Source organism: Edaphobacter flagellatus (genome assembly GCF_025264665.1).
GTDB lineage: Bacteria > Acidobacteriota > Terriglobia > Terriglobales > Acidobacteriaceae > Edaphobacter > Edaphobacter flagellatus.
The window spans coordinates 2,160,948-2,187,055 of the sequence record NZ_CP073697.1 but is presented as its reverse complement, the minus strand read 5'-3'; the positions used below and the strand labels follow the sequence as shown (position 1 = coordinate 2,187,055).

The following is a 26,108-nucleotide window of genomic DNA, read 5'->3' as shown; positions in this document are numbered from 1 at the left end:
CGTACCAGCTTGCACGCAGACGCGCCGCATTTGCAACGCTCTCTGCATGAAAACTATTCGTACCGAAGCGCCTCCATCGGATCGACACGCGCTGCGCGCCGCGCCGGCAGATAGCCCGCCAGCACGGCAACCATAAGCAGCGCCACAATCGATGCTGCCAGGCTGGCAACATCCGCCCCACTCATCCCAAAGAGCAGGCTGGTGACGATGCGTCCTCCGGCAATCGTCACTGGCACGCCGATCAGGATGCCGACTACGACCAGCAGCACAATCTCACGCAGTACCAGCCACCGCACATTTGAGCGCGAGGCGCCGATTGCGATACGGATGCCGATCTCGTTCGTTCTCCTGCTGACCATGTACGACATCAGCCCGTAAATCCCAATCGACGAAAGAAAGACCGCCAGCAACGCAAAGAACGCCGAAAGCTCCGCCACTAGCCGCTGGTTCGTGATCGAGCTGTCAATCTCCGCCTCGAGCGTCGTGACCTTGCTGATCGCGAGCGAGCGATTCACATCACGGATCGCCTGCCGCACCTCATTCGTCACCGCGTTCAGGTCACCCTCATAGCGCGCCGCAAAATAGTAGAAACCCGACGGGTTCTGCGCATTCGGAAAGTAGTCGATGTACTGCGTCTCTTCATTCAGATCTCTGAACTTGACGTCCTTCGCAATACCGATGACGAGGCGGTCGTTCTCCGGCTTCTCCTTAGGCGCATAGTAGTGACGGCCCAGCGGATTCACTCCAACCGGGAAGAGATTCTTCGCCATGCTTTCGCTGATGATGGCGACGCGCTGCGAGGTCGCTGTATCCTGAGGGCCGAAGTTGCGTCCCGCCACGAGGGGAATCTGCATCGTGCTGAAGTAGCCACTGCCGATCGTATTGTGCTTGATGTTGACGTTCTCGTCATACGGAACGCCCGGCACATGGATACCGGTGTTCCAGCTTCCCTTGTGGAAGAAGAACGAAGCGAAGCTCGCGGCCTTCACGCCGGGCAATACACTCACGCGGTCTTCGATCTCCTTGTACATGGCGACCATCCGCGGATCGTCGTACTTGAGGCCAGTCACCGTTGTGTCGATGTTCATGCGCAGCACGCCCTCGCGGTTGAAGCCCGTATTCACCTTGTTCAGGTTCGCCAAACTACGGGTGAACAGAATCGCTCCTACCATCAGTACCAACGAGATCGCTACCTGCACCACAATCAGCGATTTGCCCAGCGGACTACGCGCGCTCGTATTCGATGTGCTGCGGCCATCCTTCAGCGTCTCTGTCACGGCAATGCGCGTGCCGCGCAGTGCCGGGATGCAGCCGAAGAGCAGCGCCGTGGCAACCGTGACTGCCATGCTGAACCACAGCAGACGTATATTGAGGGAGACATCCAGCGGAATCACATCTGGCCCGGAAGAGATCATGCGCAGCAGCAGACGATTGGCAAACGCGGCCAACGCAACGCCCAGCACACCGCCGATCAGCGCCAGCAGCAGACTCTCTGTCAGCAGTTGACGCACCAGCCTACTGCGCTGCGCACCCAGCGCCTGCCTCACCGCAAACTCACGCACACGCACCGTCGAACGCGCCAGAAGCAGGTTTGCAATGTTCGCGCAGGCAATCAGCAGCACCAGTGCCGTAATCGTCATCAGAATCTTCAACGGCTCAGAGAACGTAGCACGCAGCGTGGAGATGCCGGTCGCCATCGACGTCAACTCGACGTGCGCCTCATCCAGATGCTCCATGTTCCTCTTGCTGGTATCCACATCCGGAAATCCGCGAATGATCTGGTGATACAGCACATCCACATTCGAAGTCGCCTGCTTCATCGAAACCCCCGGCTTTAACCGCCCGATGATGTAGAAGGACTGCGAAAAATTCTGCTTGTAGTAGCCCCAGCCTGGCGGCACGAATTTCAACATCGATGCCGGGAACCATAGATCGGGCCGCTCGCCGACCTTTGTGCCAAAGAACTCCGGCGGTGCCACGCCGACGATGTTGAAGGTAGTCGTACCAAATTTGATTGTGCGGTGTAGCACATTCGGATCGCTCGCCAGCCCGCGTTTCCACCACGCATCGCTGATCACGACAACAGGGTGATCGCCCTCGCTGCTGTCGTCGCTTTCGTTCAGCATTCTCCCCATCTCCGCTCGTACGCCAAGCGTCGGAAAGTAGCTACCTGAGACGGTCTGCATGTGGATCAGGTCCATCTCATCGCGTCCGTCGACCATGCCGTGGGCTTCGTTGCTCATGCTCAGAATGGCAGCAACATCGGAGAAGACCTCATTCCTCTGCTGCAACTGACGAAAGAAGGGATACGAGTAGAGATCGGTTGAGCCATAGCGGTCCGTCTGGCCATTCTCTTGCCCCTCTCCCAGGATGACGAGCTGCTTTGGCTCCCGAATCGGCAACGAGCGCAGCATCACCGCATCCAGAAAGCTGAAGATCGCCGTATTCGCGCCGATGCCCAATGCCAGCGACAGCAGCGCCACCAGCGTCAGCGCAGGACTGCGAAACATCGACCGCGCGCCATAGCGCAGGTCGCTCATCAGGCTCTCCAGCCAGCTCCAGCCCCAGCTCCTGTAGCTGCTCTCGCGGAGCGAAGCCGCATTCCCGAAGCTGCGTCTCGCCGCGGTTCGCGCGGCCTCAGCCGAGTAGCCCGCATCGATGTACTCCTGCTGGCGCAGGTCCACGTGGAGACGCATCTCCTCATCCAGCTCGTTCTGAAAAATTTTTCTCTGAAAGAGCATGCGCAGGCGGCGCAGGGCTTCGTTGAACATAACGGCTCCTTAGGCAATCTGAATGACGCGATTAATCGCTCCGATGACACGTTGGTAGTCGGCAAGCTCCACCGCAAGCTGCTTGCGGCCATCTGGCGTCAGCTTGTAATAGCGTGCGCGGCGATTGCCGGCAGTCACGCCCCACTCCGCCGTCACCCAGCCCTTGATCAGCATGCGTTGCAGCGCCGGATACAGCGAGCCCTCTTCCACCTGCAGCACATCGTCCGAGCTATGGCGGATGGAGTTGACCATCTCGTACCCATGCAGCGAGCCGTGCAGCGCCAGCGTCTTGAGGATCAGCAGATGCAGCGTCCCCGGCAGTAGCTCGTCGCGTTTTCCCTGTGTTTCTCGATCGGATCTCGTTGACATAGATTGTCTATGTCAAAACGTATCTGGCATAGATAATCTATGTCAAGGCGGGAATGAAACCTTTGTGACGAATGTCGTTTGACTCGATGGCCTGCCATCTTGAGCGAGTCGAAGACGATTTTGAAGGTAAAAGCAGAAAGGGCCGCATGGATTGCGGCCCTTCTATCACTGACGGAGATCGATCAGCGTCCCAGATACACCTTGTACTGCGTCTCGACCACGCCGGTGTTGCGAGCCAGTTGAAGCTTAGCCTGGTTGTACTGATACAGCGTCTGCACCAGCTGCGACTGAGCGGCAGCGAGCGTTGCCTGCGCCTGCACCACAGGAAGATTGTCGTCGACACCAGCGGCGTAGCGGTCTGTCGTATCCTGCAGCGCCTGCGTTGCCAGCGCAACATTCGACTGCGCCACCAGCACCAGCGCGTTTGCCGTCGCCACGTCCATCATCGAGGCACGAATCTGCTGTTCGATGCTCACCTTCAGACTTGCGATCTGCTGATGCAGGCCAGTGATCTGCGACTCGGCCACCTCGCGCTCACCGCGCAACTGGCCTTCTTCAAAGATGGGGAAGCTCAATTTGCCCAAAGCGCCGAAGACGCCGTGATACAGGCCCTGTGTTTCGCCAACCACGCCATAGTTGCCGCTGAACGAAAGCGACGGTAACCGCTCATACTTGACCGCCTTCAGCGTGCGTCCGGCAAGTTCTTCCTGCGCCTGCAGACTGCGCAGGTCCTTGCGTCGCTCGAACGCGAGCGTCATTGCCTGATCGATCGGCATCGCGGCAAATTCGGCAAATGGAGCTTTATCGGTCAGCTGCAGCTCCTGCTCTGCAGGCAGGCCAATCAGGCGATTCAGCGCGATCTTGTCTTTTGCAAACGTGTTTTCTGCGTTGATCAGTGCCTGCTGCTGTGTTTGCAACTGCACCCGCGCGCGCAGTACGTCGAGATGCGTGCCCACGCCCGCATCGTGTGAGGCCTGCGCCTGATGCAGCGCCACCTCGTCGGCTTTTACGAGAGCCTGCGCATTTTCAATCTCCGAAGCATCGGCCACTGCGCGCAGATACTGCGTTCCTACATTCAGCGCCACTGTGCCGCGCTGATTCAGCATCGACCACGAGGCCACTTCGTCGGCCTTCTGCGCTGCGCGGTACATGTAATACGCCGGAACGTTGAAAAGCTGCTGGTCAAGATTCAACTGCGCCGAAGTTACATCCACCTTCACGATCGAAGGGAACGTTCCGGTGAAACCAGGAATCTTGATGCTCTGCGGCTTGAAGCCCAGCGCGGCCAGGTTTGTCTCCTGCGTCGAGGTACGTGCCGTCGCCGACACACTGGGCAGCAGGTTGTTCTTCACGGTCAGCACCTGGCCGTGCACCAGCTTCTGATTCTCGGTGGCGACAATGATGTCGACATTGCGCTTCAGGCCACGCTCAATGGCATCGTCGATGCTCAGCGGCAATGCGCCCGGTGTCGCCCGCTCCACCGTTACTCCCTCGGCCAGCGTCATCAGCACGGCGGGATTCGGTGTCGGGGCCTGCGGCAGGTCTTCCTGCTTCGGCTGCTGCTGTTGTGCCTGTATTGACCCGGCGAGCGCGAAACACAGCAATGCAGCCGGAAAAGACGTCCATTTCATGGAAAAACGAGGCTCAACTTTCATGCTGAGAATCTGTTAGGCAGTCTCATTACCTTGAAATTAGATTACCGGCCCGGGGTGCGGGTTGCGAAAACTGAGCCTTAAATCCGGCCTGTTAACCATTGTCGAACATCGGCCACAGGCATCGTCGTCTAAAATACTTCCATCAACGTTATGCGTCCAAAGACCATGAACCGTCTCGTCCTCGCCGCGTCCGCGCTTTTTGTTGCCAGCCTTCCTGCCGCCATCCCTGCTATGGCGCAGTACTCGGTTCCGCCCAACAGCGGCCAGACCTTCCGCGATACCTCGATGCTGAAGCCTCCCGCCGGCGCCAAGGTTGCCATCTACAAGTTCGAGGACCTCGAGTGCCCCGCCTGCGCCCACGCCTATCCAATCGTGCATGCGGCCGCTGAGCGCTATAAGATTCCCATCGTCCGCCGCGACTTTCCGCTGAAGATGCACATCTGGAGCCGCGACGCCGCCATCACCGCGCGCTATCTGCAGGACAAGGTTTCGCCTGCTGTCGCGGAGGAGTTCCGCGGAGCCGTCTTTGCCGCACAGACCTCCATTGGTTCCAAGGACGATCTCGCCAATTTCACGCGCAAGTTCTTCCAGCAACACAAGCTCAATGAGCCGTTCGTCATGGACCCCTCCGGCCTTTTCGCCGCTGAAATCCAGGCCGATTACACTCTGGGCGAGCGCATCGGCATCACGCAGACACCCACCATCTGGGTCGTCAGCAACAAGAGCTGGGTCCAGGTCACCGACGTGAGCCAGCTCTACACCACCATCGACAGCATGGAGTCGCAGGTCGCGCAGAACACGCCCGCTCCCACCGGCAACTCGAAGCTGCGCCGCCCTTCCACACCGCAGAAGTAAACCGACTTATTAGAAAAGAAAAAGCTGAGGCCCCGCATCGCTTGCGGGGCCTCAGCTTTTTAACTACTTGACCACAAAGATCATGAAGTAGTCCTCGCCGTCGCCTTTGGTGAAGTCGTACGTCGCGCTTAGCTTGTAACCTGCCTCAGCCATCTCGCGCTCGACAATCTCGTGATTCACGCCGTGGTTGCCGGCCTCGCCGTTCTTGTCGATGATGCCCACCTTCGCTCCGGGGTGGAGCGCAAGGCGCAACTTTCTCATGAAATCAATCGGTTGCGCGATCTCATGGTAGACCTTCAGAAGCAAGACGGCATCGACGCTTGTGGGCGGCAGCATGGGATTCGTCGGTTGGCCCAGCACGGTGCGAACGTTTGTAAGGTTTTCCTTGTTTACGCGTTTGCCAATGTACTCGATGGCCAGCGGGTTGATGTCCTCGGCCAGCACCGCGCCCGTCGGTCCTACGCGCTTCGACGCCCGTACTGTGAACCAGCCTGACCCCGCCCCGATATCGGCGACGTTCTTCCCGGCGGTGATGCCCAGCAGATCCATGACACGATCGACCTGCAGTTTCTGGTCGCGATCCGGGCGTTCGAAGACGGAGAGATCGCCGGTGTATGGCCTGCTTGTCTCCCGTGGTTCCGTCGAAGTCTGGGGAGGAGCTTGCGCCTGCAAAGACACTGCAGCCACCAACAGGACGGAAAGCAAAGGGATTGCGAAGCGTTTTGAATTCAGCACAACCGTTGCCTCCGTAGAGCCGATTGCATCAAAAACTGTTCAAATACCCCTGATGCCGAGCTGTGTCAAGTGGAAATGTTCCACGTGGAACATTCTTTGTAAATAAGGTGTTATCGAATCTGGACCAGCTGCCCATTGCCGTGTGAGGCATTCGGTGTCACCGTGCCGGAGTTCTGGGGTGCACGCCAGTGGTCGATGTAGCTCACCTGATGGACGCAGCTGATGGTGCAGCTCGGCGCACAGGACTTCTCCGTCAAAAACTCGCGCTTCACATCCTCGGTCGTATAGTCGGCCAGCGGAACGCCAGGGAAGCCGCGCTGCTGGCTGCAGTAATGCACCAGTCCGTTCTCGCAGATATAGAGGTAGCGGCCGCCTGCGCGGCAACGCCAGTCATTGGTCTCGCCGTTGGCGATCGCTTCCTGGAAGTGATTGAAACGGCTGTAGCTACGGCGCGTCATGGAGCGGACGGCGTCCCACACCTTGCGCTCCTCGGCACCCAGCGGCTTCAACTGGCCGTCGCCGTCGTGGATGATGCCGATCGTCGTACTGAAGCCCATCGAAAGAGCGCGCTCGCTGACGACGCGGGCATCATCGGGGTTCGAGATGCCTCCGCCGACCACGGAATTGATGTTCACGTGAAAGTCTGCGTGCTCGGCCAGCATCTGCAGCTTCTTGTCGAGCACCTTGAGGCTCTTCTTCGAGACCTCGTCCGGCATCACGTTGTCGATCGAGATCTGCATGTGATCGAGTCCGGCCCGGTTCAGCCGCTCGATGCGGTCCGGCATCAGCAGATAGCCGTTGGTGATCATGCCGGCGATGGCGCCGGTTCTGCGGATGCGCGCGATGATCTGGTCGAGCTCCGGGTGCAGCAGCGGTTCACCGCCCGAGATGGTAATGACGCTGGTGCCAAGGCGGCCCAGGTGGTCGATGCGGCGCAGCATCTCGTCAACGGGTACGGGGTCGGAGACATCGTCGTACTCGTTGCAGTAAGCGCAGGAGAGGTTGCAGCGGCGCATGGGCACGATCTGTGCCATGTAGGGATGGTCCGTCGAGGCTACGGCGGAAGCGACCGATTCGAACTCGCGCGCCAGACGGGCAGCAGCCTTATAGCGGCGGCGCAGAGTCATCTTGCGCTTCACGGGAGGGGTGGGGATGGAAGACATAACCAGTATTCAGTATATCGGACGCGCCAGGAGCGGACATCGATGCAGGCATACGATGCCTTCTTGATGAAAAGGTGATTTGTAGCGGGCCAAGCTCAATCCAGACGCATCATGTCGCGCATCTGGGCGCGCATGCAGGCCATCTTCTGCTGCATCTCGGGCGAATTCAGGCGCGTGCGTGCTGCGCTGGCTGCGGCTGTGACCTGCTTGCGGGCTTCGGTCATCTGGAGCTGAAAGTCCGGGTTGGCGGCCCACGCGTCCATCCGTGCAATCATGCGGTCCATCTCCGGGGTGGAGCGAACGTCTTCAAGCTGCTTGCGCATGCGGGCTGCCAGCGCGTCGAACATGGGTGCCAGCTCGGCGAGCGTAGCGCGCGTCTCTTCGGCTTGGTCTGAGTAGCCAAAGAAGTCTTCAAGCCCGGTCTTCGAGTCGGCGCTGGAGCGCTTCTTCGCGTCCGGTGTCATCGTGATGGTCTGCTCATGCCGGTCGCGCAGCACGACAATGTTGACCGGCCTGCCGCGGTTCTCATGGATGGTCTTTGTCCAGTCGCTGCCGCTAACGACCTGTACGGAGTTGATCTTGACGACGACATCGCCTGCCCGGAGTCCTGCGCTGGCAGCCGGGGTGCGCGGTTCGACGCTGCGTACCAGCAGGCCGGAGCTGCCCTGTACGCCGAAGAACTGTGCCAGCTGCGGCCCCATCACTTCCAGCTTGGCTCCGGTGTACGAAGAGCTGACGATCGTATTGATGCCGAGGAAGTTATGAGATTCCTTCGGCGGATTGGTCGATGACTTTCCGAAGAAGGAGTTACCGTGCAGGCGGAAGATCGACAGCGCCGAGGAGCCTTCAGGTTCCGGCACCGAATAGTGGTTCTCCCACGCCTGCTTCTCGACCTCGTCGCGGTTGGCCATCTGCGTGGTGATGGTGCGTTGCTGGCCGTCGCGGCTGATCGTGAAGGTGACCTGGCGTCCGGCGGGAGTCTCGCGCAGCATGCGGCGGAGCTGCTCTTCGCCTTCGACCTGCTGGCCGTTCATCTGCAGGACGACGTCGTGCACCAGCATGCCGGACTTGCAGGCCGGACCGTCGTGGTCCATGCCGACAATCTCGGCGCCGTGCGCTTCTTTCAGCTTCAGTGCCGTGATCTGGTCGTCACTGACATCGCGAAGGTCGATGCCGAGGTATCCCTGCGTGCTGTGCGAAGCATTTTTGATCGTGCCGGATTGCGCAGCGGCAAACATTGCAGGCGCTTCGAAGACAATTACGCCCGCCGCAAGCACCAGGACTGCGATCGTGCGTGGCATCAGGCTGGAGTGTGTCTTTCGGTGCATCATCGCCAGGTCTTCCTTCACTACTGGATCGAGTCCGAGCCCTGTAGTGCGTTGTAGCTTACGGTGCGGATGTAAGGATTGTCGTCCTGTGTGGATGCTGTTCTCAGAACGCGGCGAACGCTCGAATCGCGATGGACCGGCTCCAGCAGGCTGACGGTTGCGATGCGCACCTGCGAGTCGGGATCGGTCGAGAGTGTATCGAGCAGCGCGTCGCGGACTTTCTGGTCCTGAGTCACATAAGGCTCAAGGCCTTCGAGTGCCTTCAAACGCACACCGGGATCTTTGTCGTAGCGCAGGGCCACCAGCAGCGCATTCCGTACGCCCTTGCCGTCATCGCGCGCGGCGCACTCGTGGCCGGCCTTGCACTCGCTGGCCAGCAGGCCGACCGAGTTGACGCGCACGCCATCGGCGGGAGCCATGGCTCCCTTCAGCAGCAGCTCGCGAATCTCAGGAGAGTCGAGCGAGCCTTCCATCGTCTCAGGAACGATCTTGTTGTAGTGGACCTGCACCAGCTCGGAGTCCGGCGTGTGCTCAATGCCGGTGATGTTGCCGATGACGCTCTGCGCCTGATTGGTCAGCGTGGGGCCGGCCGGGCGGGGATGCGTCTCATGCGCGACCTGGTAGCGATTGATGAAGTTGCCGCCGAGGAAGCCGACGCCGACCAGCAGCGTGGCTAGAGCCGGAGCGCTCTGCAGGTGACCCATCCAGATGAAGAAGTTCGTCCTGAGGCGGGAGAAGAAACCATACGGCGGAATCGAGTCCAATGCGTCGTCGAGCCGCATGCGCGACTGCGCCAGCAGATTCGGCGAGGGGTCGACCAGCGGAAGAGACGCCAGCGGCGATTCCATCGCCTGAATCGTCTCAAGCTCGGTCCTGCAGTCCTCGCATGCCATCAGGTGCTGCTCGAGCGGACCAGCCAACTCGTCAGGCAGCTCGCCGTAGTATGCGAGGACGACGTTATCCTTTGCCATTTCGCACTTCATCTTCTTTACCTCAACTGACCTCAAAATGCTTTGTTGCCTTACTGCTCTGCGGGTCTGTACGTGCCTGCCCTTATGTTCTTTTCTGACTTGCTAGGTGCCGCGCAGCTCGGCCAGGTTGGCCCGCAGCTTGCGCGTCGCCCGAAACAACGTGTTTTTCGCTGTCTCCTCAGTGGTACTTAACATCTCGCCAATCGTACGGAGCTTCAGCCCCTGATAGTGCTTCAGCTCGAAGACCATCCGCTCGCGCGGCGTCAATTTGTCGAGCGCCTCGCGGATACGTTCCCCCATGACCTTGCGGTCCAGCTCGCGAGCCGGGTTCGACATGGCCCGCTCGTCGGAGATATTGGCCAGCAAATCCATCTCGTCGCCGCTTGCATCGATCACGGTCGATGGATCTTCGCGGCGGCTCTTGCGGCGGCGAAGCTGGTCGAGGCACAGGTTCGTCACGATGCGATAAAGCCACGTGTAGAAGCTGCACTCGAAGCGGAAGTTGCCCAGGTGCCGGTAGGCCTTGATGAAGGCCTCCTGGTGCACGTCCTGCGCGTCCTGCTCGTTGCCGAGCATGTGCAGAGCGAGCCGGAGCACGCTCTGGTCATAACGGCGGACGAGGGCGTCGAAGGCTGCGCGGTTTCCCTTCTGGGCCTCGCGGATCAGCTCATCGTCCTCGATGCGCTGCTGGGCGCGAGCCTCCAGTTGAGCCTGCGTCAGCTTGGTGCCTCTTGCGCCCGGTTGGGTTACGGCCTTTGCCATTGGCAAAGATTCTACAGAAGAACCTGCCCGCAGAAGGGCTCCGTCTCGCAACCCCAGTGGAAAGGTGCCGGGTTTATGCCCATGATGGGCTAAGGGGAGTTTGGCTGCCAGCCCCCCGCCAGGGTTCATCCCAACGACTTCAGCTTCCATGTATCTGACTCCGGAGCCAGGTGAATACTTACTGCTACCTGATAGACCGAGCTGGGCTCAGGAAGGTAAGCAGGGGAACGGAGCCGGAGGGGAGCTGCTGTTGACTTTCCTATAAACTCGGCTCATGTCTTTGCGTTCTACCTCCTCGCCCAGCTTGTTTGCCGATGCTCCTTCAACCAGTTCGGGGTGGGTGATAGCCCACTGCGACGGTGGGGCGCGGGGGAATCCGGGGCCGTCGGGTTATGGGGCCGTGTTGACCGGGCCGAACGGGGAGCCGCTGGCTGAGCTGAGCGAGTTTCTGGGTATCCGGACGAACAACTATGCCGAATACTCGGGCCTGCTGGGCGTGCTGGCCTATGCGCTGGAGCACGGTTACCGGCGGCTGAAGGTGGTCTCGGACTCCGAGCTGATGGTGAAGCAGATTCAGGGCAAGTACAAGGTCAACTCACCTGATCTGAAACCGCTGTGGCAGGAGGCGAAGACGCGGATTGCGCGGCTGGACGCCTTTGAGATTTCCCACGCGTTGCGGCACAAGAACAAGGACGCGGACCGGTTGGCGAATCTGGCGATGGACCGAGGTATGAAGCGTCCGCATGCGGCGGGCGAGCCTGCTCCCGCGGCGTTGAAGGCGACGCCGTATCCGACGAAGTCGTCCGCTCCGGCCGATCCCGACGCGCGTCCGGCTTCAAGCACGATGCTGCGCGGGTTTACGCGCGATGGCGTGATTCATGTGCTCGGCGGCAAGGTGTTGCCGGATGGTGTGTTTGTGAAGATCATTCCTGAATAATCGACGGCTAAGCCAGGCGTGAGCAGAACTGCTCGACGGTGTTCATCTGGCGGAGCATCGTTTCAAGTTTTGCGGGGCCGATCTCCTGCTCGATCTGCGATTGCATGCGGTCAAGGATAGCGGCGACGCGTACGGCGCGGCGGCGGCCTGCGGGTTCGAGGTCGAGGCGGAAGCCGCGGGCGTCGTTGGGGTCAATACGGCGGCGGACGAGGCGTTTGGCTTCGAGCGAGGAGACGGCGTGGCTGACGTTGCCGCGTGTCGTTTCGAAGGTGCGCGCCAGCTCGGAGGGGCGAATGCTCTTCTTCTCGAGGAAGATGGCGGTGAGCATCAGCGATTCCATGAAGGTGAGTTCTTCGGCGGCGAGAAGAGCGTTCAGCGAAGACTCAATGCGGCGCGCGACGCGGTTGGCCTGGAAGATCGGGCTCTGTTCGAGGAACGATTCGATGCGCATGACACAACCATTTTAGTTGATGCGTTCAATTACTTACAGGAGAACAAAACTACCCGTGCAAGCTGCTTATCGTGAGGGATGATGGTTTTGTGTTTACGTTACGTTTCTCTCTGATCTCTTTATTCGTTGCTGGTTCTTTGGTGTCTGTCGCTGCGCAACAGACACCACCTGCTCCGCCGCCGCAAATCAAGCCTGTCGAGCAGACGGTGACGGTGACGACGGCGATTCCGCCGATTCCGCTGTCGGAGTCGAACCGGTCGGTGATGACGCTGGACACGCGCGAGATGCCTCTGCTCTACAACAACGTGACGGATTACCTGCGGCAGGACACGTCGGTGAATCTGCAGGCGCGTTCGCCTGCAGGCGTGCAGGCCGATATGTCGATTCGCGGCACGACGTTCGAGCAATCGCTGGTGCTGGTGAACGGGCTGCGTGTGAATGATCCAGAGACGGGTCATCTGAATCTCGACATTTCGATTCCGCTGGATGCGCTGACGCGGGTGGAGGTGCTGCATGGTTCGGGCTCGACGTTTTATGGGTCGGATGCGATCGGCGGTGCGGTGAATCTGATGACCGAGCGTCCTGCGGCGGATCGACGGTTCGCATTGATTGCGAAGTCGGGTGCGGGAAATTATGGCTCGCTGGAGAACCATCTGCGCGTCGATGCGAGCACGAAGACGATCAGCGAGCAGCTGACGGGAAGCCGCGACAGCTCGAACGGTTTTATCGCGGACAGGAACTATACGAGCAATGCGCTTTCGTCGGAGACATGGCTGCAGGCGCCGAAGCTGGGCACGACGGACATCCTGCTGGCCGGGAGCGACAGGCCGTATGGTGCGAACCAGTTTTACGGGCCGTACAACTCGTGGGAGAGGACGAAGGGCTGGTTCGGCGCATTGCAGCAGCAGCTGGGCGAGAAGACCTCGGCCTCGTTTGCGTATCGCAAGCACACGGATTTGTTTGTGCTGCTTTTGAATCGTCCGAACTACTATCGCAACAATCATGTGACGACGGCGTGGCAGGGTGCGCTGCGGCGGGCCGATGAGGTGGGCGCGAATGGAACGCTGTCGTATGGGTTGGAGGCGTATGGCGACGGCATTCACAGCACGAATCTGGGTGTTCATGCGCGGAACCAGGGCGCTGGTTATGTGAATCTTTCGCTGCGGTCGCTGAAGCGGTTTTCGTTGTCGCTGGGTGCGAGGGAGCAGGTGTTTTCGGGTGGTGATTCGGTGTTTTCACCGAACGTGGCGGTGGCGTATGCGCTGACGAGTACGATGCGGCTGCGTGCAGCGGTCGGTCATGGCTATCGCCTGCCGACGTTTCTGGACCTTTATTACTCGGACCCGACGACGATCGGAAATCCAAACCTGAAGCCGGAGTCGTCGTGGAGCTACGAGGGCGGCGTGGACTGGACGCCGGGGCGCGCTCCGGTGACGGTGACGGCGACGGGTTTCAGCCTGCGGCAGAAGGACGGCATCGATTATTCGAAGTACGATCTGTCGAAGCCGTGGCAGGCGACGAACGTGGCGAACTTTGCCTATAACGGTGCGGAGGCCAACGTTCGCGTGCGCCTGCCGGCTCGGCAGCAGGTTCAGCTTGGCTATACGGCGGTGCAGGCGACGTCTCCGCCGAAGGGGCTGATTTCGGAGTATGCGTTCAACTATGCAGCGCAGTCGGCGCTGATTGCTTGGAGTGCGGAGCTTCCTTACCAGATTGCGGCGCGGACGCAGTTGGCGGTGGTGCAGAAGACGACGCAGTCTCCGTATGCGTTGTGGGATGTTGCGCTGTCGCGCAACAAGGGGAGCTTCCGGCCGTATGTGCGGGCGCTGAACCTGACGGATACGTCGTATCAGGAGATTCCGGGGGTTCCGCTGCAGGGCCGGACGATCATGGCTGGTGCGGAGATGAGCTGGTCGCGGCGGTGAAGAGGCCGGCTTCGGCCTGGCGGCGGCGGGTGAGTCCTTTGACGGGTTTGTTGGCGGCTTTGTTCCAGCGAAGGAATTCCTTTGCGGCGGCTTCGAAGTTGTTGGCCTGGATGTGGGCGAGCAGGGTGGACTGGGTGAGACTGCGGCAGCCGAGATTGAAGACGAAGTCGACGAGGGCGTCGAACTGGTTTTGGTTGAGAGGGATTTTGACGAGACGGCTGACGCAGGCGGCAGCGGTGGCGAGGTCGTCGGCGAGGAGGGTTTCGGCCTGGGCCTGCGTGATCGTCAGGCCGGAGGTGACATGGGGGCCGGTGTGTCCGTAGCCGATGGTCCAGATGTTGGCCTGATCCTGATAAGCGGTGAGGCGGCAGCCTTCGAAGGTGCGGGCGAGCTGGAGGGCAGCTGGGCTGTAGGTGGTCGGGTTGGGCACGGTTTTCTCCTCATGGGAAAAGGGAGGCGGCTTAGGCCCCCTCCCCCTATGTTTTTGGCAAAATATTGATTCGATAAGGCTTAGCGTGGTGCTTATCGTGCAAAATATTGGATCAAAAGGGTTTAAGTGTCAAAATATTGATTCTGAAATGGTTAGCCCCGGCCTTTGGGCCGGGGCTTTTTTGTTTGCTGATTTAAGTGTAGCGAAGTGAGGGAAACTAATCGGCAGATTTTTGTGGGTTTATTTGCTTTGGAATGAAAGAGTTGGGGTTTTGGGGGGCTTGACAGGCGTTTTCCGCTCCAGTTGGCTGGGGGTCGTTGCGCCTTCGGCTTCACTCCGGCCTTCGGCAGAGCGGGGGCCGCTTCGCGGCGGCTGGATGGAGAGGGCCAAGCCTGAAGGCTTGGCGTACCTAGAGGCGGTTCGTGGTGCATGCGGAGACGCTTTGGCGTTGAAGGTATGGAAGCGGTTCGCGCTTTGTGCGCGAATCCTCACTGGTGTTGCGGTAAAGATCCTGCAAACCCACATCTGGCGGTGAGGCGCCCGATGTGGTGAGGTGCCAGACCCGGGTAGCACCAGATGCGTGAGGCGTCAGATATGGAGCGCACGCTTTGGTGGCCGGGATACAAAATGCGGGGGTTCCTCGGCTACGTGGCTCCGCCACTTCGCTTGGAACGACAAAGCCGTGGGTGAAGCGAGGAGTTGGGTGAGCGGTCAATTCATCTCATGAGCGCACAATTCATCTCATTATTCAGCGGACGGTTATTTGGCCAGCTCGGTTTTGACGAGTTCGCTGACGAGTTTGCCGTCGGCCCGGATGCCTGCGGCGGCGATTTTTTGCTGGGTGGCCTTCATGACGGTGCCCATGTCGCGTGGGGTGGGCTTGTTACCGGTGGAGGCGGCGAGCTCGGCGATGGCTGCGGTGACGAGGGGGCGTAACTGGTCTTCGCCGGCGGCCTGCGGGAGGTAGGTTTCGATGAGGGCGATTTCGACCTGCTCTTTTTCGGCGAGCTCGGGGCGGTTGCCTTTGGTGAAGCTTTCGACGGACTCCTTGCGCTGCTTGATGAGCGTGGTGAGGATGGCGGACTCTTCCTGGTCGGTGAGGTCGGCGCGCTTGTCGATGGCCTTGTTCTTGAGAGCGGACTTGACCATGCGGAGGGTGGTGAGGCGGTGCTCTTCTTTGGCCTTCATGGCGGCGATGATGTCGGCGTCGATTTTTTTGCTGATGCTCATGGGTTCAGATGACCTCAGGGGCTGAAGCCCCTCTTACTTTATTTTGATGTGCGGCACGACTGAAGCCATGCCCTTAACAAGACACGAAGCACACTTTGCTACAGGATGCATCCTTGCCGCTTTAGGCAGACCGCAGGTTCCTCGACTCGGCTGCGCCTCGCCCGGAATGACACCTCTTAGGTTAGTTCATCGGAAGGACATGTCCTGGAGAAGATGCTGCTGTGGCGTGTGCGAATGAAGGTGCCTGACCTTCCATCATAGAACGGGAGTCGATGATCGCACGGTCGCTACAATAGAGGCATGATCCGGAAGACACGTCTGTTTACCCCTGGGCCTACGCCCCTGCTTCCCGCCGCCCAGTTTGCTATGGCGGCTGCGGATATTCATCACCGCACGCCGGAGTTTCGTGCGCTGTTTACCCGTGTGCTCTCGCAGTTGAAGGAGTTTGTGGGCACGACGAGCGATGTGCTGGTGCTTTCGAGCGGCGGCACGGGCGCGATGGAGGCTTCGGTCTCGAACCTGACTTCGCCCGGCGATCGCGTGCTGGTGCTGACGGCCGGTAAGTTTGGCGAGCGCTGGACGGCGCTGACGAAGGCATTCGGTTGTCATGTGGACGTGGTGGAGAAGCCGTATGGGCAGACCTTCACGCTGGATGAGATCAAGGCGGCGCTGAAGCTGGAGACGCGTGCGGTGTTTGTGCAGGCGACGGAGTCTTCGACCGGCGTGCGGCACGATGTGCAGGCGATTGCGAAGCTGCTGAAGGATGAGAAGTCGGAGGCGCTGCTGATCGTGGATGCGATTACGGGCCTGGGCACGACGCACCTGGATATGGATGGCTGGGGCATCGACGTGCTGATCGGCGGCTCGCAGAAGGCGGTGATGATTCCGCCGGGGCTGAGCTATATCGCGATCAGTCCGCGGGCGTGGGACCGCATGGAGGCGACGTACAATCCGCGGTACTACTTCGACCTGCGCAAGGAGCGGAAGAATGCGCAGAAGGGCGAGAGCGCGTATACGCCTCCTGTGGCGTTGATTGCTGCGCTGGGCGCTTCGCTGGACTACATTGCCGGGCAGGCGGACGGCAACCTGGCGGAGGGACGCAAGAAGCTGGTGGACAATGCGGAGACGTGTGCGGCGATGACGCGCGCGGCAGCGAAGGCGCTGGGCTTCAAGTTGTTTGCTCCTGAAGGCTACGAGGCGGCGGCGGCGACGGCGATCATGGCTCCCGAGGGAACGGATTCGGGCACGCTGGTGAAGGGGCTGAAGTCGCAGTTTGCGGCGATTGTGACGGACGGGCAGGGCGATATGAAGGGCTCGCTGTTCCGCATTGCGCATATCGGCTTCTTCGACTACCTGGATACGATTGCGATTCTGGGTGCGCTGGAGCAGGTGATCGCGAAGGTGAAGACTCCGCTGCCGGGGTTTGAGTTCGGCAAGGGGCTGGTGGCGGCTCAGAAGGTGTTTGCTGAGCGCGTGAAGTAGTAGACGTACAGGATGGCGTCACAGATGGGATATCTTGGCTGTGACGCCACCTGAGTACGTATGAGAACCGTTATCGGTTACATAATCCGAGCTCTTCTTGTAGGCCTGATCTCTGGGATTATTCTGCGTCTTGGCTATGGAACGCCAACCCAACATGACAGCGAACTGGGCCTGGATTACGCAGTTGTCTGCGGCATCCTGGCCATGTGCGGAGTTGTCGGTTGGCTTCTGCGATCGCGGCGTTCTAAAGCAGCACAATTCATCACGTCTGCAGTCATCGCAGCGGCAGCCTGCCTCTTCCTCATTGTTCTTTCAGAGTGGACCCATTACGTAGATGGGATGCCCTGGCAATACTTTTATAAAGATGACTATATTGCTGTATTCCAGTTTGTCGCACCGGTCATAATCGGCCTGCTAAGCGGTGCCCTTCTCATCATTCCTGATCGGTTTCATATCCGGAGGAATCGTGACCTGTAGAAAGATCGCAATAGCATCGATATTCACTGCGCTTCTAGTTTCAGCAGCTTTGCTGCGCGCGCAGGTCGAGGAGCCGCGACCGATTATTTTTGCGTTTGATGTGGACATCTCGCTTTCGGATAAGGCGGCGATGAAGCTGAAGATGCAGCGGGAGAGCATTGTGGTTTCGGCGGTATATTCGGGTGCTCCTAAGCCTATAGAGGAGAAGCGCGCGGAGGAGATCGGCATGATCGACCTGGGGGTGGAGAATGTCGAGGTGGTGGGGGCCGAGGGGATGGTGCGGGTGACCGGCACGAAGATCGATATTAAGCGCCTGGACTGGATGAAGGGGCCGGTGATGCTGAATGTGAATGTGTTTTCGGGTCGGCACGCGAGCGGGGACAACATTCTGGCGTGCGATTTTTTTGATGGGAAGCTGAGCTCGGCGGTGAAGCGGCCGGTGAAGCTGCACTGCTCGCTGATTACGGAAGGTGAGAAGACGCGGCATAAGGACTGATGCGTTTTTCGTTCGAGATGTGAGTTGTTGTTTCTTTACAGCTTCTTGTCTCTCTCCTTGTTAGTCTGTCTTTGCGCTTCCTCTATGCGACGTTCGGCGAAGGTTACAGCTCCTTTATTAGCGGCTACTGCGATTGCGATGCTCTCTGGCTGTCAGAAGCGGGAGATGCAGCGGTGTGTGGATGAAAATAATCGCGTAGTGGATGACAGTTTCTGCGCGAACCTGCCGGTGGCGAACAACGGGCAGCAGTATCAGAACCTGGGCAGCGGCGGTGGAGGACCGGTGTATTACCGGCCGCTTTATCACTACTACTACGGCGGCGGAGGCGGGTATGGGCTTGGCACGCCGGTGTCGGGTGGCAGCGACAGGCCGATAGAGGGACATACATATGTGACCTCGAAGGGTGTGAGCACGACGGTGCGCGGCGGTTTTGGGCGGACGCTGATGGGCGGTCATGGCGGTGGTGGTGAAGGCGGAGGCGAGTAATGGAACGGATGGCAATCTCTCCGCGCGATGGATGGCAGCAGAAGGTTGCGGAGCAGGGGCTGGTGTTTCATACGCCGGAGGGCGAGGGCATGGACCGTCCTTACTGGGATGAGTCGGCGTGCTACCGATTTACGGCGGCTGAGATCGATGTGCTGGAGACCGCGGGCAACAGGCTGCAGGAGATGTGTCTGGAGGCGGCGCAGCACGTCATCGATAAGAAGCGCTATGCGGAGCTGGCGATTCCGGCGGCTGCGGTTCCGGCGATCGAGTGGGCGTGGGAGAACGAGCCGCCGGCGATCTATGGGCGGTTCGATGTGGCGTACAACGGCGAGGGGCCTCCGAAGCTGTTGGAGTACAACGCGGACACGCCGACGAGTCTGCTGGAGGCTGCGGTGATTCAGTGGACGTGGCTGGAGGAGCAGCAGCCGAACGATGACCAGTTCAACTCGCTTCACGAGAAGCTGATTGCGAAGTGGCAGGATGTGGCTTCGTATCTCAAGAAGCCGGTGTATTTCGCCGGGCTGGACAATGCAGAGGACCAGCTGACGCTGGCGTATATGCGCGATACGGCGGAGCAGGCGGGGTTGCCGACGGCGCCGATCCTGATGGGCGATATCGGCTGGGATGAGGGGCGGCGGGCGTTCGTCGATCTGGAGGACCGGCAGATGCTGTCGGTGTTCAAGCTGTATCCGTGGGAGATGATGGTCGCCGAGGAGTTTGGGCAGGCGGCGCTGGATACTTACACGGAGATGCGCTGGATGGAGCCGGTATGGAAGATGCTGCTCTCGAACAAGGGTCTGCTGCCGGTGCTGTGGGAGCTGTTTCCGGGCGATGAGCTTCTGCTGGAGGCGCACTTCAGCGGGCAGCCCCATGCGATGTGGGATTTCGTGCGCAAGCCGCTGCACTCGCGTGAGGGAGCGAACATTGAGATTGTGCGCACGGGGATCACGATGGAGTCGACGGGCGGACCGTATACGGGGCCGCAGATTGTGCAGGCGCTGGCTCCTGAGGCGAGCTTTGCGGACAATCGGAAGCCGGGCGCGAGAAGGCATCCGGTGCTGGGGCTGTGGATGGTGGACCAGGAGTGTTGCGGGATGGGGATTCGCGAGTCTGCGGGGCTGGTGACGGGGAATCTTAGCTCGTTTGTGCCGCATTATTTTGGCTGACGCTATCCGGCAAGAGAAGAAGGCTGATCTTCTCGTAAAATAGGAATACTGCATTACCCAAAAGAGCGAGAACGCATCGGGACAAGAGGATGCTGCCTCGCACCAGTCACCTACGGCATCTTTGTCTCTGCCAATAACTGTAATTAGGAGATCCATGAAGATCGTTCTCGCTGAAAAAGTCTCTCCCGCTACGGCCGCTGTCTTCCAGCAGGAGCCGGGATGGCAGGTTGTTACCGCTGATCAGATTAAGAATGGACTGGCCGCCGAGCTTGCGGATGCGGATGCGCTGGTGGTGCGTTCGGCGGTGCAGGCCGATGCGAAGCTGCTGGAGTCGGCGCCGAAGTTGCGCGTGATTGGCCGCGCCGGCGTGGGTGTCGACAACATCGATACGGATGCGGCGACGCGCAAGGGCATCGTGGTGATGAACACGCCCGGAGCCAATGCGATTGCGGTGGCTGAGCTGACGATTGGCCTGATGGTTTCGCTGGCGCGTGCGATTCCGCGTGCGAATGCGACGATGCATGCGGGCAAGTGGGAGAAGAAGACGCTGCAGGGGCAGGAGCTTCGCGGCAAGACGCTGGGCATTGTGGGGTTGGGCCGCATCGGGCTTGAGGTGGCGCGGAGGGCGCGCAGCTTCGGCATGGAGCTGATTGGCTATGATCCGTTCATCGCGCCGGTGATTGCTCGCGAGAACGATGTGACGCTGGTGCCGATCGATGAGATCTTCCGGCGATCGGATTACCTGACGCTGCATGTAGGGCTGACGCCGCAGACCGAAGGGCTGATCAATGCGACTTCGCTGGCGGTGATGAAGAAGGGCGTGCGCATCATCAACTGCGCTCGCGGTGAGCTGATTGTGGAGCAGGCGTTGGCGGATGCGCTGAAGAGCGGGCATGTGGGCGGCGCTGCGCTGGACGTCTTTCATCAGGAGCCGCTAAAGGATTCGCCGTTCTTTGAGTTGGACAATGTGATTCTGTCGCCGCATATTGCTGGCTCGACGGACGAGGCGCAGGAGGCGATCGGCATTCAGCTTGCGCACCAGGTGCGTGATTATCTGAAGCTGGGTGTGGTGCAGAATGCGGTGAACGTGCCTTCGCTGACGCATGAGGAGTATACGGAGATTGCTCCGTATATCGAGATGGCGGAGCGGCTGGGCAAGTTTCTTTCGCACGCGGTGCCGGGGAATCTCGAGAACATTCAGATCAGCTACTCGGGACGTCTGGCTGCGGGCAAGACGGACCTGGTGCGCAATGCGGCGCTGGCGGGTATCTTTGAGAGCTCGGACGGCGGTAGTATAGCGAACCGCATCAACGCGGCTGCGGTGGCGGAGGAGCGCGGCATTCGCGTGCAGGAGGACAAGAAGGAGTTCACGACGGGCGGCGCGGGCAGCGTGCTGAAGCTGGTGCTGCACTCGTCGGAGGGCGATGCTTCGGCTTCGGCGACGGTGCTGCATGGGACTTCGCCGCGCCTGCTGACGTATGACGGCATCGACATCGAGGCTCCGCTGACGGGGACGCTGGTGGCGATTCGCAACCATGACGTGCCGGGCGTGATCGGAAGGATCGGCACGATTCTGGGCGAGCAGGCTGTGAACATTGCGAATTTTGCGTTGGGCCGCGCGCATGATGTGGCTCGCGAGGCTCGTTCGCAGCGTGTTCCGCAGGGACAGGCGCTGGCCGTGGTGCAGATCGATGTGCCGAAGGCTGCAAGCGCAAACGCAGCGGTTGAGGCTCTGCGCAAGGTGGAAGCGATTGCCAGCGTACGGCTGATTGAGCTGGGCAAGGTATAGATTTATCTGGTTGTTGCGATACGGACAGAAGGCCCCGGCACATAGCCGGGGCCTTTATTTTTGAGCTGCACGGCGAGTTTTCGATACTCTATAGAGAAGACCACGATTGCTGTAAGGACTTACGGAAGATCATGCCGCTTTACGAATATGAATGCTCTGCCTGCCATAAGCGGACGGAGAAGATCCAGAAATTCTCCGACCCTGAACTGACGGAATGCCCCTTTTGCGGAGGGAAACTTGAGCGCGTGCTGAGTGCTCCGGCTGTGTCGTTCAAGGGCGGCGGGTGGTATGCGGACCTTTACTCGAGCTCGAAGCCCAAGGCCGCGTCGAAGCCGGATGGTGCGTCCAGCTCGAGCGATGGAGCATCAACGGCAACGGCTGCACCGGCAGCGTCGACTGCTGCGCCTGCGGCTGCTTCGTCCTCATCGTCTGACAAAAAATAAACACGGGACAAAAAATAAACGCGGCCCCTGAATGGAGGCCGCGTTTGTTTTAGCCTTTGCGAGGTGCAGGAGGGACCTTCTTTCCTTCTTTGCGCGCCTCAGAGAGAGCGATGGCGATTGCCTGTTTGCGGCTGGTGACTTTTTTGCCGCTGCGCCCGCTTCTCAGTTTGCCTTCTTTCATGGCGCGCATCTCGCGCTCGACGTCTTTGCTTGCGGCAGGACTGTATCTGCGAGACGTTGCCTTCTTCGCAGTTTTCTTTGCCGCTGTTTTTTTACTGGCTGCCTTCTTTGTGGATTTTCTGGCGACTTTTTTGGTTGCCATACGATTCTCCCTGTACTTGAGAGGGCCGCGCGATGTGTGGAGTTGCATCGCGTGGTAACGAAATTCGATTGGCTTGTGGGGCGCGATGCATGTGATGTTGTGGCTGTGTGGGCATCCTGCGAAGAAATGCGGGGGTTCCTCGGCGCGCTGCGCTCGCTCGGAATGACACTTCAACAATCGATGCTATCGATGCTATTGATCCTTCGATGCCATTGATCTTCGATGCCATTGGTTTTATCGCTCATGCGTCTGGCGTCTGCGTCTCCAGAGGACGAGTCCGGCGAGCGTGCCGATGGCAACGACGCCGATCCAGCGCAGAAGGATGCGGCGCAGCCATGAGGGTGTGCGTTCGAGCGAGCCTTCCTGCCATGCGGCCTGGACTCGTGCGAGATCGTCGGCGAGTCCGGGGATGGTGATGGCGTTGATGTCGTCGGTGGGCAGAGAGCCGAAGATGCGCTCGGGCTCGGGTGCGCCGCCATTGATGTCTTTGGGGATGGCGGCAAGCATGGCGTTGACTTCGGCGTCGCGTGGGTCGTCGAAGAGCGTGATGTCGGCGGTGTTGGGGAAGAGTGTGTCTTTGCCGGTCATCTTCTTTTCGATGGCGGCGACGCCGTCCTGACAGACGCCGAGAGGATAGTAGCCGCCGAAGGGAAGGTTGGGACGGCGCAGGTGCTGATGCATGAAGGCGAGAATCATGCGTCCGGTGAGGCGCGTGACTTCGACGGCATCGGCGCCGCGGTAGGTGTGGGCGTAGCGGCCGAGGACCCAGGCCTGGTCCTGCGTGTCCATGGTGCGGAACTGGCTTTTGCCGTCGATGCCGAAGTACCAGCTGATGTTGGCGTTGATATGTGGGCCGCGAATCTCCCATTCGTATTCGGCGTGGCTGACGGGAACGAGCAAAGGACGCTTGGTGCCGGGGATGACGATCTGGGAGTCGATCCAGAAGGGCATCATCACTTCCTGTGCGACGTCGGAGCCGTGGCGCTTGTAGTGGAAGTGGCCGAAGTTGGCGAAGTAGCGTGCGTCGTAGACCGTGACGGTGTGTCCAGTGGCTTGAAGGTCATCGATGAGATCTTCTGGCGTTGAGGACATCATCCTCAGCTTGTACACGCCTGGTGTACCCGGAGGCCGAGCGTTCGCAGCAGCCCAGGGCCGCACTATATTGAAATGCCCAGCGCTTCCAAGCCCATTCAGGCTCAGCCGGTTCATGATGTCGGCGAGGCGCTGGCTTTCGGCGTGCAATGGCGCGAGCTTTGCGTTGGGGCCGTCGCCGCGTGTGACTCCGCCGCCGAGGTCGCTGACGATGCCTTCGGTGGTGAAGCCGGGCAATGTGGAGGGCTGGCTGAGGTCGATGGTTTGCGATTGTTCGAGCGTGTAGGGGCCGAGGTCGATGTAGGGTTTGACGCGCTCAGTGGAGATGGTTGTGTCGTTAATGGGAGCGGCTTCGTCGGCGAAATCTTCGTTGCCGGTCTGGTCTTCTTTTTTGGTGACGAGGCGTCCGGCGATTTTGACGGTGGGGTTGATGGCGGCGAGCGTCCAGCCGGGGAAGCGGTCGAGTCCGTGCCAGTCTTTGCCGAGGATGAGCTCGCGCAGGCGATTGACGAGCGCGGGCGTCATGAGTGCGGGACCCTGCTTGCCGCCGTTCAGCTGGGCGAGGAGAGCTTCGGTGAAGCCGGGCGTTGCGGAGAGCTCGCGCATCATGCCGGAGAGCAGAATGGTGTTGGGCGGCATCGGCTCTTCAGGCGGCATGTAAGGCTCGTCTCCCCTGCATTCGAACAGAGCCAACGATAACACTATGCTGAGCGCGCTCAGGCGCAGACCCGTCCTTCGCATTCGCTCATTAAAACAGCAAATGCAAGGACGGGTGAGCCTCATTTTTATCGGACTACAGTACGGGCGAGTCGTCGTGCAACATGGCGCGGCGGATGACCTTGACCGGAGCGAAGCCCTGGCGCATGAAGTTGTCGTGGAAGTCCTGGAGTGAGAAGGCAGCGCCCTGCTTCTTCTTCAGGTCTTCACGGAGCTTCATGATCTCGAGCTTGCCGAGGGTGTAGTAGAGGTAGGTGGCGTCGGCGGTGCCGCGCTTGGTTTCGACAAGGCCGACGGAGTGCGACTGGTAGCCTTCCTTAACGAAGAAGTCGACGGCCTGGTCGATGGTCCATGCGTTGCCGGGTTCGCCGAGGCCGGTGTGCAGCTTGATGGAGTTGACGAAGCGGGCATCGCGCAACAGAGCGTCCTGCAGCTGGCCGAGGCGGATGAGCTTGGCTTCGCGAATCTGCGCGGGCGTTGCGTTGGCGGGCGCAGCGGCGTAGCCCTCGTCGAGCATCATCTGTTCGGTGTAGTGTGCCCAGCCCTCAATGTTGGAGTTGGCGCCGACGATCTTGCGCACCTTGGAGGGGAACTGGTTCTGCCAGAGGAACTGCACGTAGTGGCCGGGGTAGGCCTCGTGCACGGAGGTCGAGATGATGGTGCCGGTGTTGAAGCTAGCCATGTGCTCGGCTACGTGCTCCGGCGTCCAGCTTTTCTCGGGCAGGGTGACATTGAAGTACGCCTTGGTGGAGCGCGTCTCGAATGCGCCGGGAGGGTCCATCGAGGCGAAGGTGGTGGCGCGCATGAAGGGCGGCGTCTCTTCAAGCGTAGGCTGCACGTCGCTGGGGATAGTGATGATCTTGTGTGCGCGGATGAAGGTGATGAGCGAGTCGAAGGTGCCGTGGAAGGCGTCGAGCAGCTTGTCGGGCGCGGGGTGAATGGTGGCGAGCTCGGCGAGGACCTGCTGCGGCGTCTTGGAGGGGTCGACCTCTTTGGCAATGCGGGCGAACTCGGCTTGGTTTTTGTGGAGGTCGGCGAGCGCGATTTCAAGCAGGTGCGGCAGCGGCACGTCGACCATCTCGTCATACTGCAGCTTTTTGGCGAAGGTATCGGCGCCGAGGCGGTAGTCGCCGTTGGAGCGTGGCAGCAGGTCGGACTTCATCCACGCGCCATAGTCTTTGAGGGACTGGATGACGGCTGCGTTGGTGCGGGCGAATTCGGCCTTGGCCTTGGCGTCGTCGGCGTCGGCAAAGGCGGCGGGTACGTCGCTTTGGAAGAAACTGATGAGGCCGTCGATCTGTTCGAGCGCGATTTCGGTGAAGATGCGCGGTGGATTCTTAAGGTTTTTGCGCGCTTCGACGAAGACCTGTGGGATCTGCTTTTCACGTTCGACGGCAGAGCGCAGGCGTGTGTTGACGGGCGCGAAGGGGCGCTCCATCAAGACGAAGATGGAGTTGGTGACGCCGCTGGAGTAATTGTCGGGGTTCTTTTCCCAGTTGCGAATGATCTCGAGCGAGAGCAGCTGTGAGCGGATGCTGTTGAGCAGGATGGCATGGTCGGCGGCGACGGAGGCGTCGAGGCCGGAGGGATCGATGGCGGCGATCTTCTTCTCGTATTCCTTAAGCGCGGCGACCTGCTTCTGCACGGCTGCGGCGGAGTAGTCCTCAAGCTGATTGTCGTACTGGTGCAGGCCCGTCTGCGTGGCGAGCGTGGGCGAGAAGTGAAAGAGCACATCGGAGAAGTACTGGTCGGAGACGACGCCGAAGGTCTGGGCGGCGCCGTCGGCAGAGATGCGCTGAGCGGGAGCGGCGGGTGTCAGCATAAGGGTTCCTGCGAGTGCAATGGCGGCGAGGGGGCGGAGTTGCATGGAAGCAGTGTAAGCCTTTGTGGTTGGCGCGGTCTTTATTTGTGCAGGGTAGGCGTACTCAAGTTTGAGCGGCGCAACAACTGAATCGATAAATATAGGCGGTAAGCATAGACAGCTGTAAAGAGAAGCACCAGGGGAAACACAATCTCCCTGCCTTGCGGATTTATCCAGGAGAAGATCGCCGTGATC

The 26,108-nt window shown here is 60.0% G+C and carries 24 protein-coding genes and 1 pseudogene; 10 read left to right on the top strand and 15 right to left on the bottom strand.

Features of this window, described 5'->3' with window-relative positions; genetic code table 11:
* Nucleotides 1–53: 53 nt before the first annotated feature.
* From KFE13_RS09080 to KFE13_RS09070, 3 genes are all read right to left on the bottom strand, one after another.
* Nucleotides 54–2,771 carry an ABC transporter permease gene (locus KFE13_RS09080; protein WP_260706848.1) on the bottom strand — a complete coding sequence of 906 codons (2,718 nt, stop codon included), beginning with the start codon at nt 2,769–2,771 and terminating at the stop codon, nt 54–56.
* 9 nt (nt 2,772–2,780) lie between these two features.
* Entirely contained in the window at nt 2,781–3,140 is a 360-nt protein-coding gene (locus KFE13_RS09075) for a PadR family transcriptional regulator (RefSeq protein ID WP_260706847.1), read from the bottom strand.
* 182 nt (nt 3,141–3,322) lie between these two features.
* Nucleotides 3,323–4,771: a TolC family protein gene (locus KFE13_RS09070; RefSeq protein WP_260706846.1), complete on the bottom strand. Its 1,449-nt coding sequence runs from the start codon at nt 4,769–4,771 to the stop codon at nt 3,323–3,325.
* Nucleotides 4,772–4,945: 174 nt separating this feature from the next.
* On the opposite strand from KFE13_RS09070, the gene KFE13_RS09065 reads away from it, so the two are divergent.
* The gene (locus KFE13_RS09065; protein ID WP_260706845.1) at nt 4,946–5,650 is read left to right on the top strand and encodes a DsbA family protein; all 705 of its coding nucleotides are present in this window, start codon (nt 4,946–4,948) and stop codon (nt 5,648–5,650) included.
* Nucleotides 5,651–5,713: 63 nt separating this feature from the next.
* Here KFE13_RS09065 and KFE13_RS09060 read toward each other — a convergent pair whose 3' ends face one another.
* From KFE13_RS09060 to KFE13_RS09040, 5 genes are all read right to left on the bottom strand, one after another.
* Complete coding sequence (locus KFE13_RS09060) at nt 5,714–6,385, bottom strand: class I SAM-dependent methyltransferase (protein ID WP_260706844.1); 672 nt, start codon at nt 6,383–6,385, stop codon at nt 5,714–5,716.
* A 110-nt stretch (nt 6,386–6,495) separates the two neighbouring features.
* The gene (locus tag KFE13_RS09055) at nt 6,496–7,548 is read right to left on the bottom strand and encodes a radical SAM protein (RefSeq protein WP_260706843.1); all 1,053 of its coding nucleotides are present in this window, start codon (nt 7,546–7,548) and stop codon (nt 6,496–6,498) included.
* Nucleotides 7,549–7,643: 95 nt separating this feature from the next.
* Nucleotides 7,644–8,879 (bottom strand): PDZ domain-containing protein, encoded by a 1,236-nt coding sequence (locus KFE13_RS09050; RefSeq protein WP_260706842.1) that lies wholly within the window; start codon nt 8,877–8,879, stop codon nt 7,644–7,646.
* A 17-nt stretch (nt 8,880–8,896) separates the two neighbouring features.
* Nucleotides 8,897–9,847, bottom strand: a complete 951-nt coding sequence (locus KFE13_RS09045; protein WP_260706841.1) for a HEAT repeat domain-containing protein — start codon at nt 9,845–9,847, stop codon at nt 8,897–8,899.
* Nucleotides 9,848–9,949: 102 nt separating this feature from the next.
* Entirely contained in the window at nt 9,950–10,759 is an 810-nt protein-coding gene (locus tag KFE13_RS09040) for an RNA polymerase sigma factor (RefSeq protein WP_260706840.1), read from the bottom strand.
* Between the two features lie 124 nt (nt 10,760–10,883).
* On the opposite strand from KFE13_RS09040, the gene KFE13_RS09035 reads away from it, so the two are divergent.
* Entirely contained in the window at nt 10,884–11,546 is a 663-nt protein-coding gene (locus KFE13_RS09035) for a ribonuclease HI family protein (RefSeq protein ID WP_260706839.1), read from the top strand.
* A gap of 7 nt (nt 11,547–11,553) precedes the next feature.
* Here the strand turns inward: KFE13_RS09035 and KFE13_RS09030 are convergent, their stop codons facing one another.
* Nucleotides 11,554–11,997 carry a MarR family winged helix-turn-helix transcriptional regulator gene (locus KFE13_RS09030; protein ID WP_260706838.1) on the bottom strand — a complete coding sequence of 148 codons (444 nt, stop codon included), beginning with the start codon at nt 11,995–11,997 and terminating at the stop codon, nt 11,554–11,556.
* A gap of 89 nt (nt 11,998–12,086) precedes the next feature.
* Here KFE13_RS09030 and KFE13_RS09025 point away from each other — a divergent pair, with 89 nt between their 5' ends.
* Nucleotides 12,087–13,922, top strand: coding sequence for a TonB-dependent receptor plug domain-containing protein (locus tag KFE13_RS09025; RefSeq protein WP_260706837.1), 1,836 nt, complete (start codon nt 12,087–12,089; stop codon nt 13,920–13,922).
* Here the strand turns inward: KFE13_RS09025 and KFE13_RS09020 are convergent.
* Nucleotides 13,885–14,352, bottom strand: coding sequence for a lysozyme (locus KFE13_RS09020; protein ID WP_260706836.1), 468 nt, complete (start codon nt 14,350–14,352; stop codon nt 13,885–13,887). The genes KFE13_RS09025 and KFE13_RS09020 overlap by 38 nt on opposite strands.
* 759 nt (nt 14,353–15,111) lie before the next feature.
* The gene (locus KFE13_RS09015) at nt 15,112–15,582 is read right to left on the bottom strand and encodes a GatB/YqeY domain-containing protein (RefSeq protein WP_260706835.1); all 471 of its coding nucleotides are present in this window, start codon (nt 15,580–15,582) and stop codon (nt 15,112–15,114) included.
* A gap of 300 nt (nt 15,583–15,882) precedes the next feature.
* On the opposite strand from KFE13_RS09015, the gene KFE13_RS09010 reads away from it, so the two are divergent.
* The 7 genes and pseudogenes from KFE13_RS09010 to KFE13_RS18595 all read left to right on the top strand — a co-directional run.
* Nucleotides 15,883–17,064 carry a pyridoxal-phosphate-dependent aminotransferase family protein gene (locus tag KFE13_RS09010; protein ID WP_260706834.1) on the top strand — a complete coding sequence of 394 codons (1,182 nt, stop codon included), beginning with the start codon at nt 15,883–15,885 and terminating at the stop codon, nt 17,062–17,064.
* A gap of 60 nt (nt 17,065–17,124) precedes the next feature.
* Nucleotides 17,125–17,541, top strand: coding sequence for a hypothetical protein (locus KFE13_RS09005; protein WP_260706833.1), 417 nt, complete (start codon nt 17,125–17,127; stop codon nt 17,539–17,541).
* Nucleotides 17,531–18,037: a hypothetical protein gene (locus KFE13_RS09000; RefSeq protein WP_260706832.1), complete on the top strand. Its 507-nt coding sequence runs from the start codon at nt 17,531–17,533 to the stop codon at nt 18,035–18,037. The genes KFE13_RS09005 and KFE13_RS09000 overlap by 11 nt, the downstream gene beginning before the upstream one ends.
* A 165-nt stretch (nt 18,038–18,202) precedes the next feature.
* Entirely contained in the window at nt 18,203–18,523 is a 321-nt protein-coding gene (locus KFE13_RS08995) for a hypothetical protein (protein WP_260706831.1), read from the top strand.
* Nucleotides 18,523–19,689 (top strand): glutathionylspermidine synthase family protein, encoded by a 1,167-nt coding sequence (locus tag KFE13_RS08990; RefSeq protein WP_260706830.1) that lies wholly within the window; start codon nt 18,523–18,525, stop codon nt 19,687–19,689. The genes KFE13_RS08995 and KFE13_RS08990 overlap by 1 nt, the downstream gene beginning before the upstream one ends.
* A gap of 154 nt (nt 19,690–19,843) precedes the next feature.
* Entirely contained in the window at nt 19,844–21,478 is a 1,635-nt protein-coding gene (gene serA, locus KFE13_RS08985; protein ID WP_260706829.1) for a phosphoglycerate dehydrogenase, read from the top strand.
* A 131-nt stretch (nt 21,479–21,609) separates the two neighbouring features.
* Nucleotides 21,610–21,702 (top strand): annotated as a pseudogene (locus KFE13_RS18595) (FmdB family zinc ribbon protein); the annotation flags it as partial.
* A gap of 74 nt (nt 21,703–21,776) precedes the next feature.
* Here KFE13_RS18595 and KFE13_RS18590 read toward each other — a convergent pair.
* From KFE13_RS18590 to KFE13_RS08965, 4 genes are all read right to left on the bottom strand, one after another.
* Nucleotides 21,777–21,932: a hypothetical protein gene (locus KFE13_RS18590; RefSeq protein ID WP_313900700.1), complete on the bottom strand. Its 156-nt coding sequence runs from the start codon at nt 21,930–21,932 to the stop codon at nt 21,777–21,779.
* 38 nt (nt 21,933–21,970) lie between these two features.
* A complete protein-coding gene (locus KFE13_RS08975) occupies nt 21,971–22,243 on the bottom strand; it encodes a DUF6496 domain-containing protein (RefSeq protein WP_260706827.1) in 273 nt (90 codons plus the stop codon).
* A 234-nt stretch (nt 22,244–22,477) separates the two neighbouring features.
* The gene (locus KFE13_RS08970; protein WP_260706826.1) at nt 22,478–23,992 is read right to left on the bottom strand and encodes a hypothetical protein; all 1,515 of its coding nucleotides are present in this window, start codon (nt 23,990–23,992) and stop codon (nt 22,478–22,480) included.
* A gap of 136 nt (nt 23,993–24,128) precedes the next feature.
* Nucleotides 24,129–25,919, bottom strand: a complete 1,791-nt coding sequence (locus KFE13_RS08965) for a DUF885 domain-containing protein (RefSeq protein ID WP_260706825.1) — start codon at nt 25,917–25,919, stop codon at nt 24,129–24,131.
* Between the last annotated feature and the right edge of the window lie 189 nt (nt 25,920–26,108).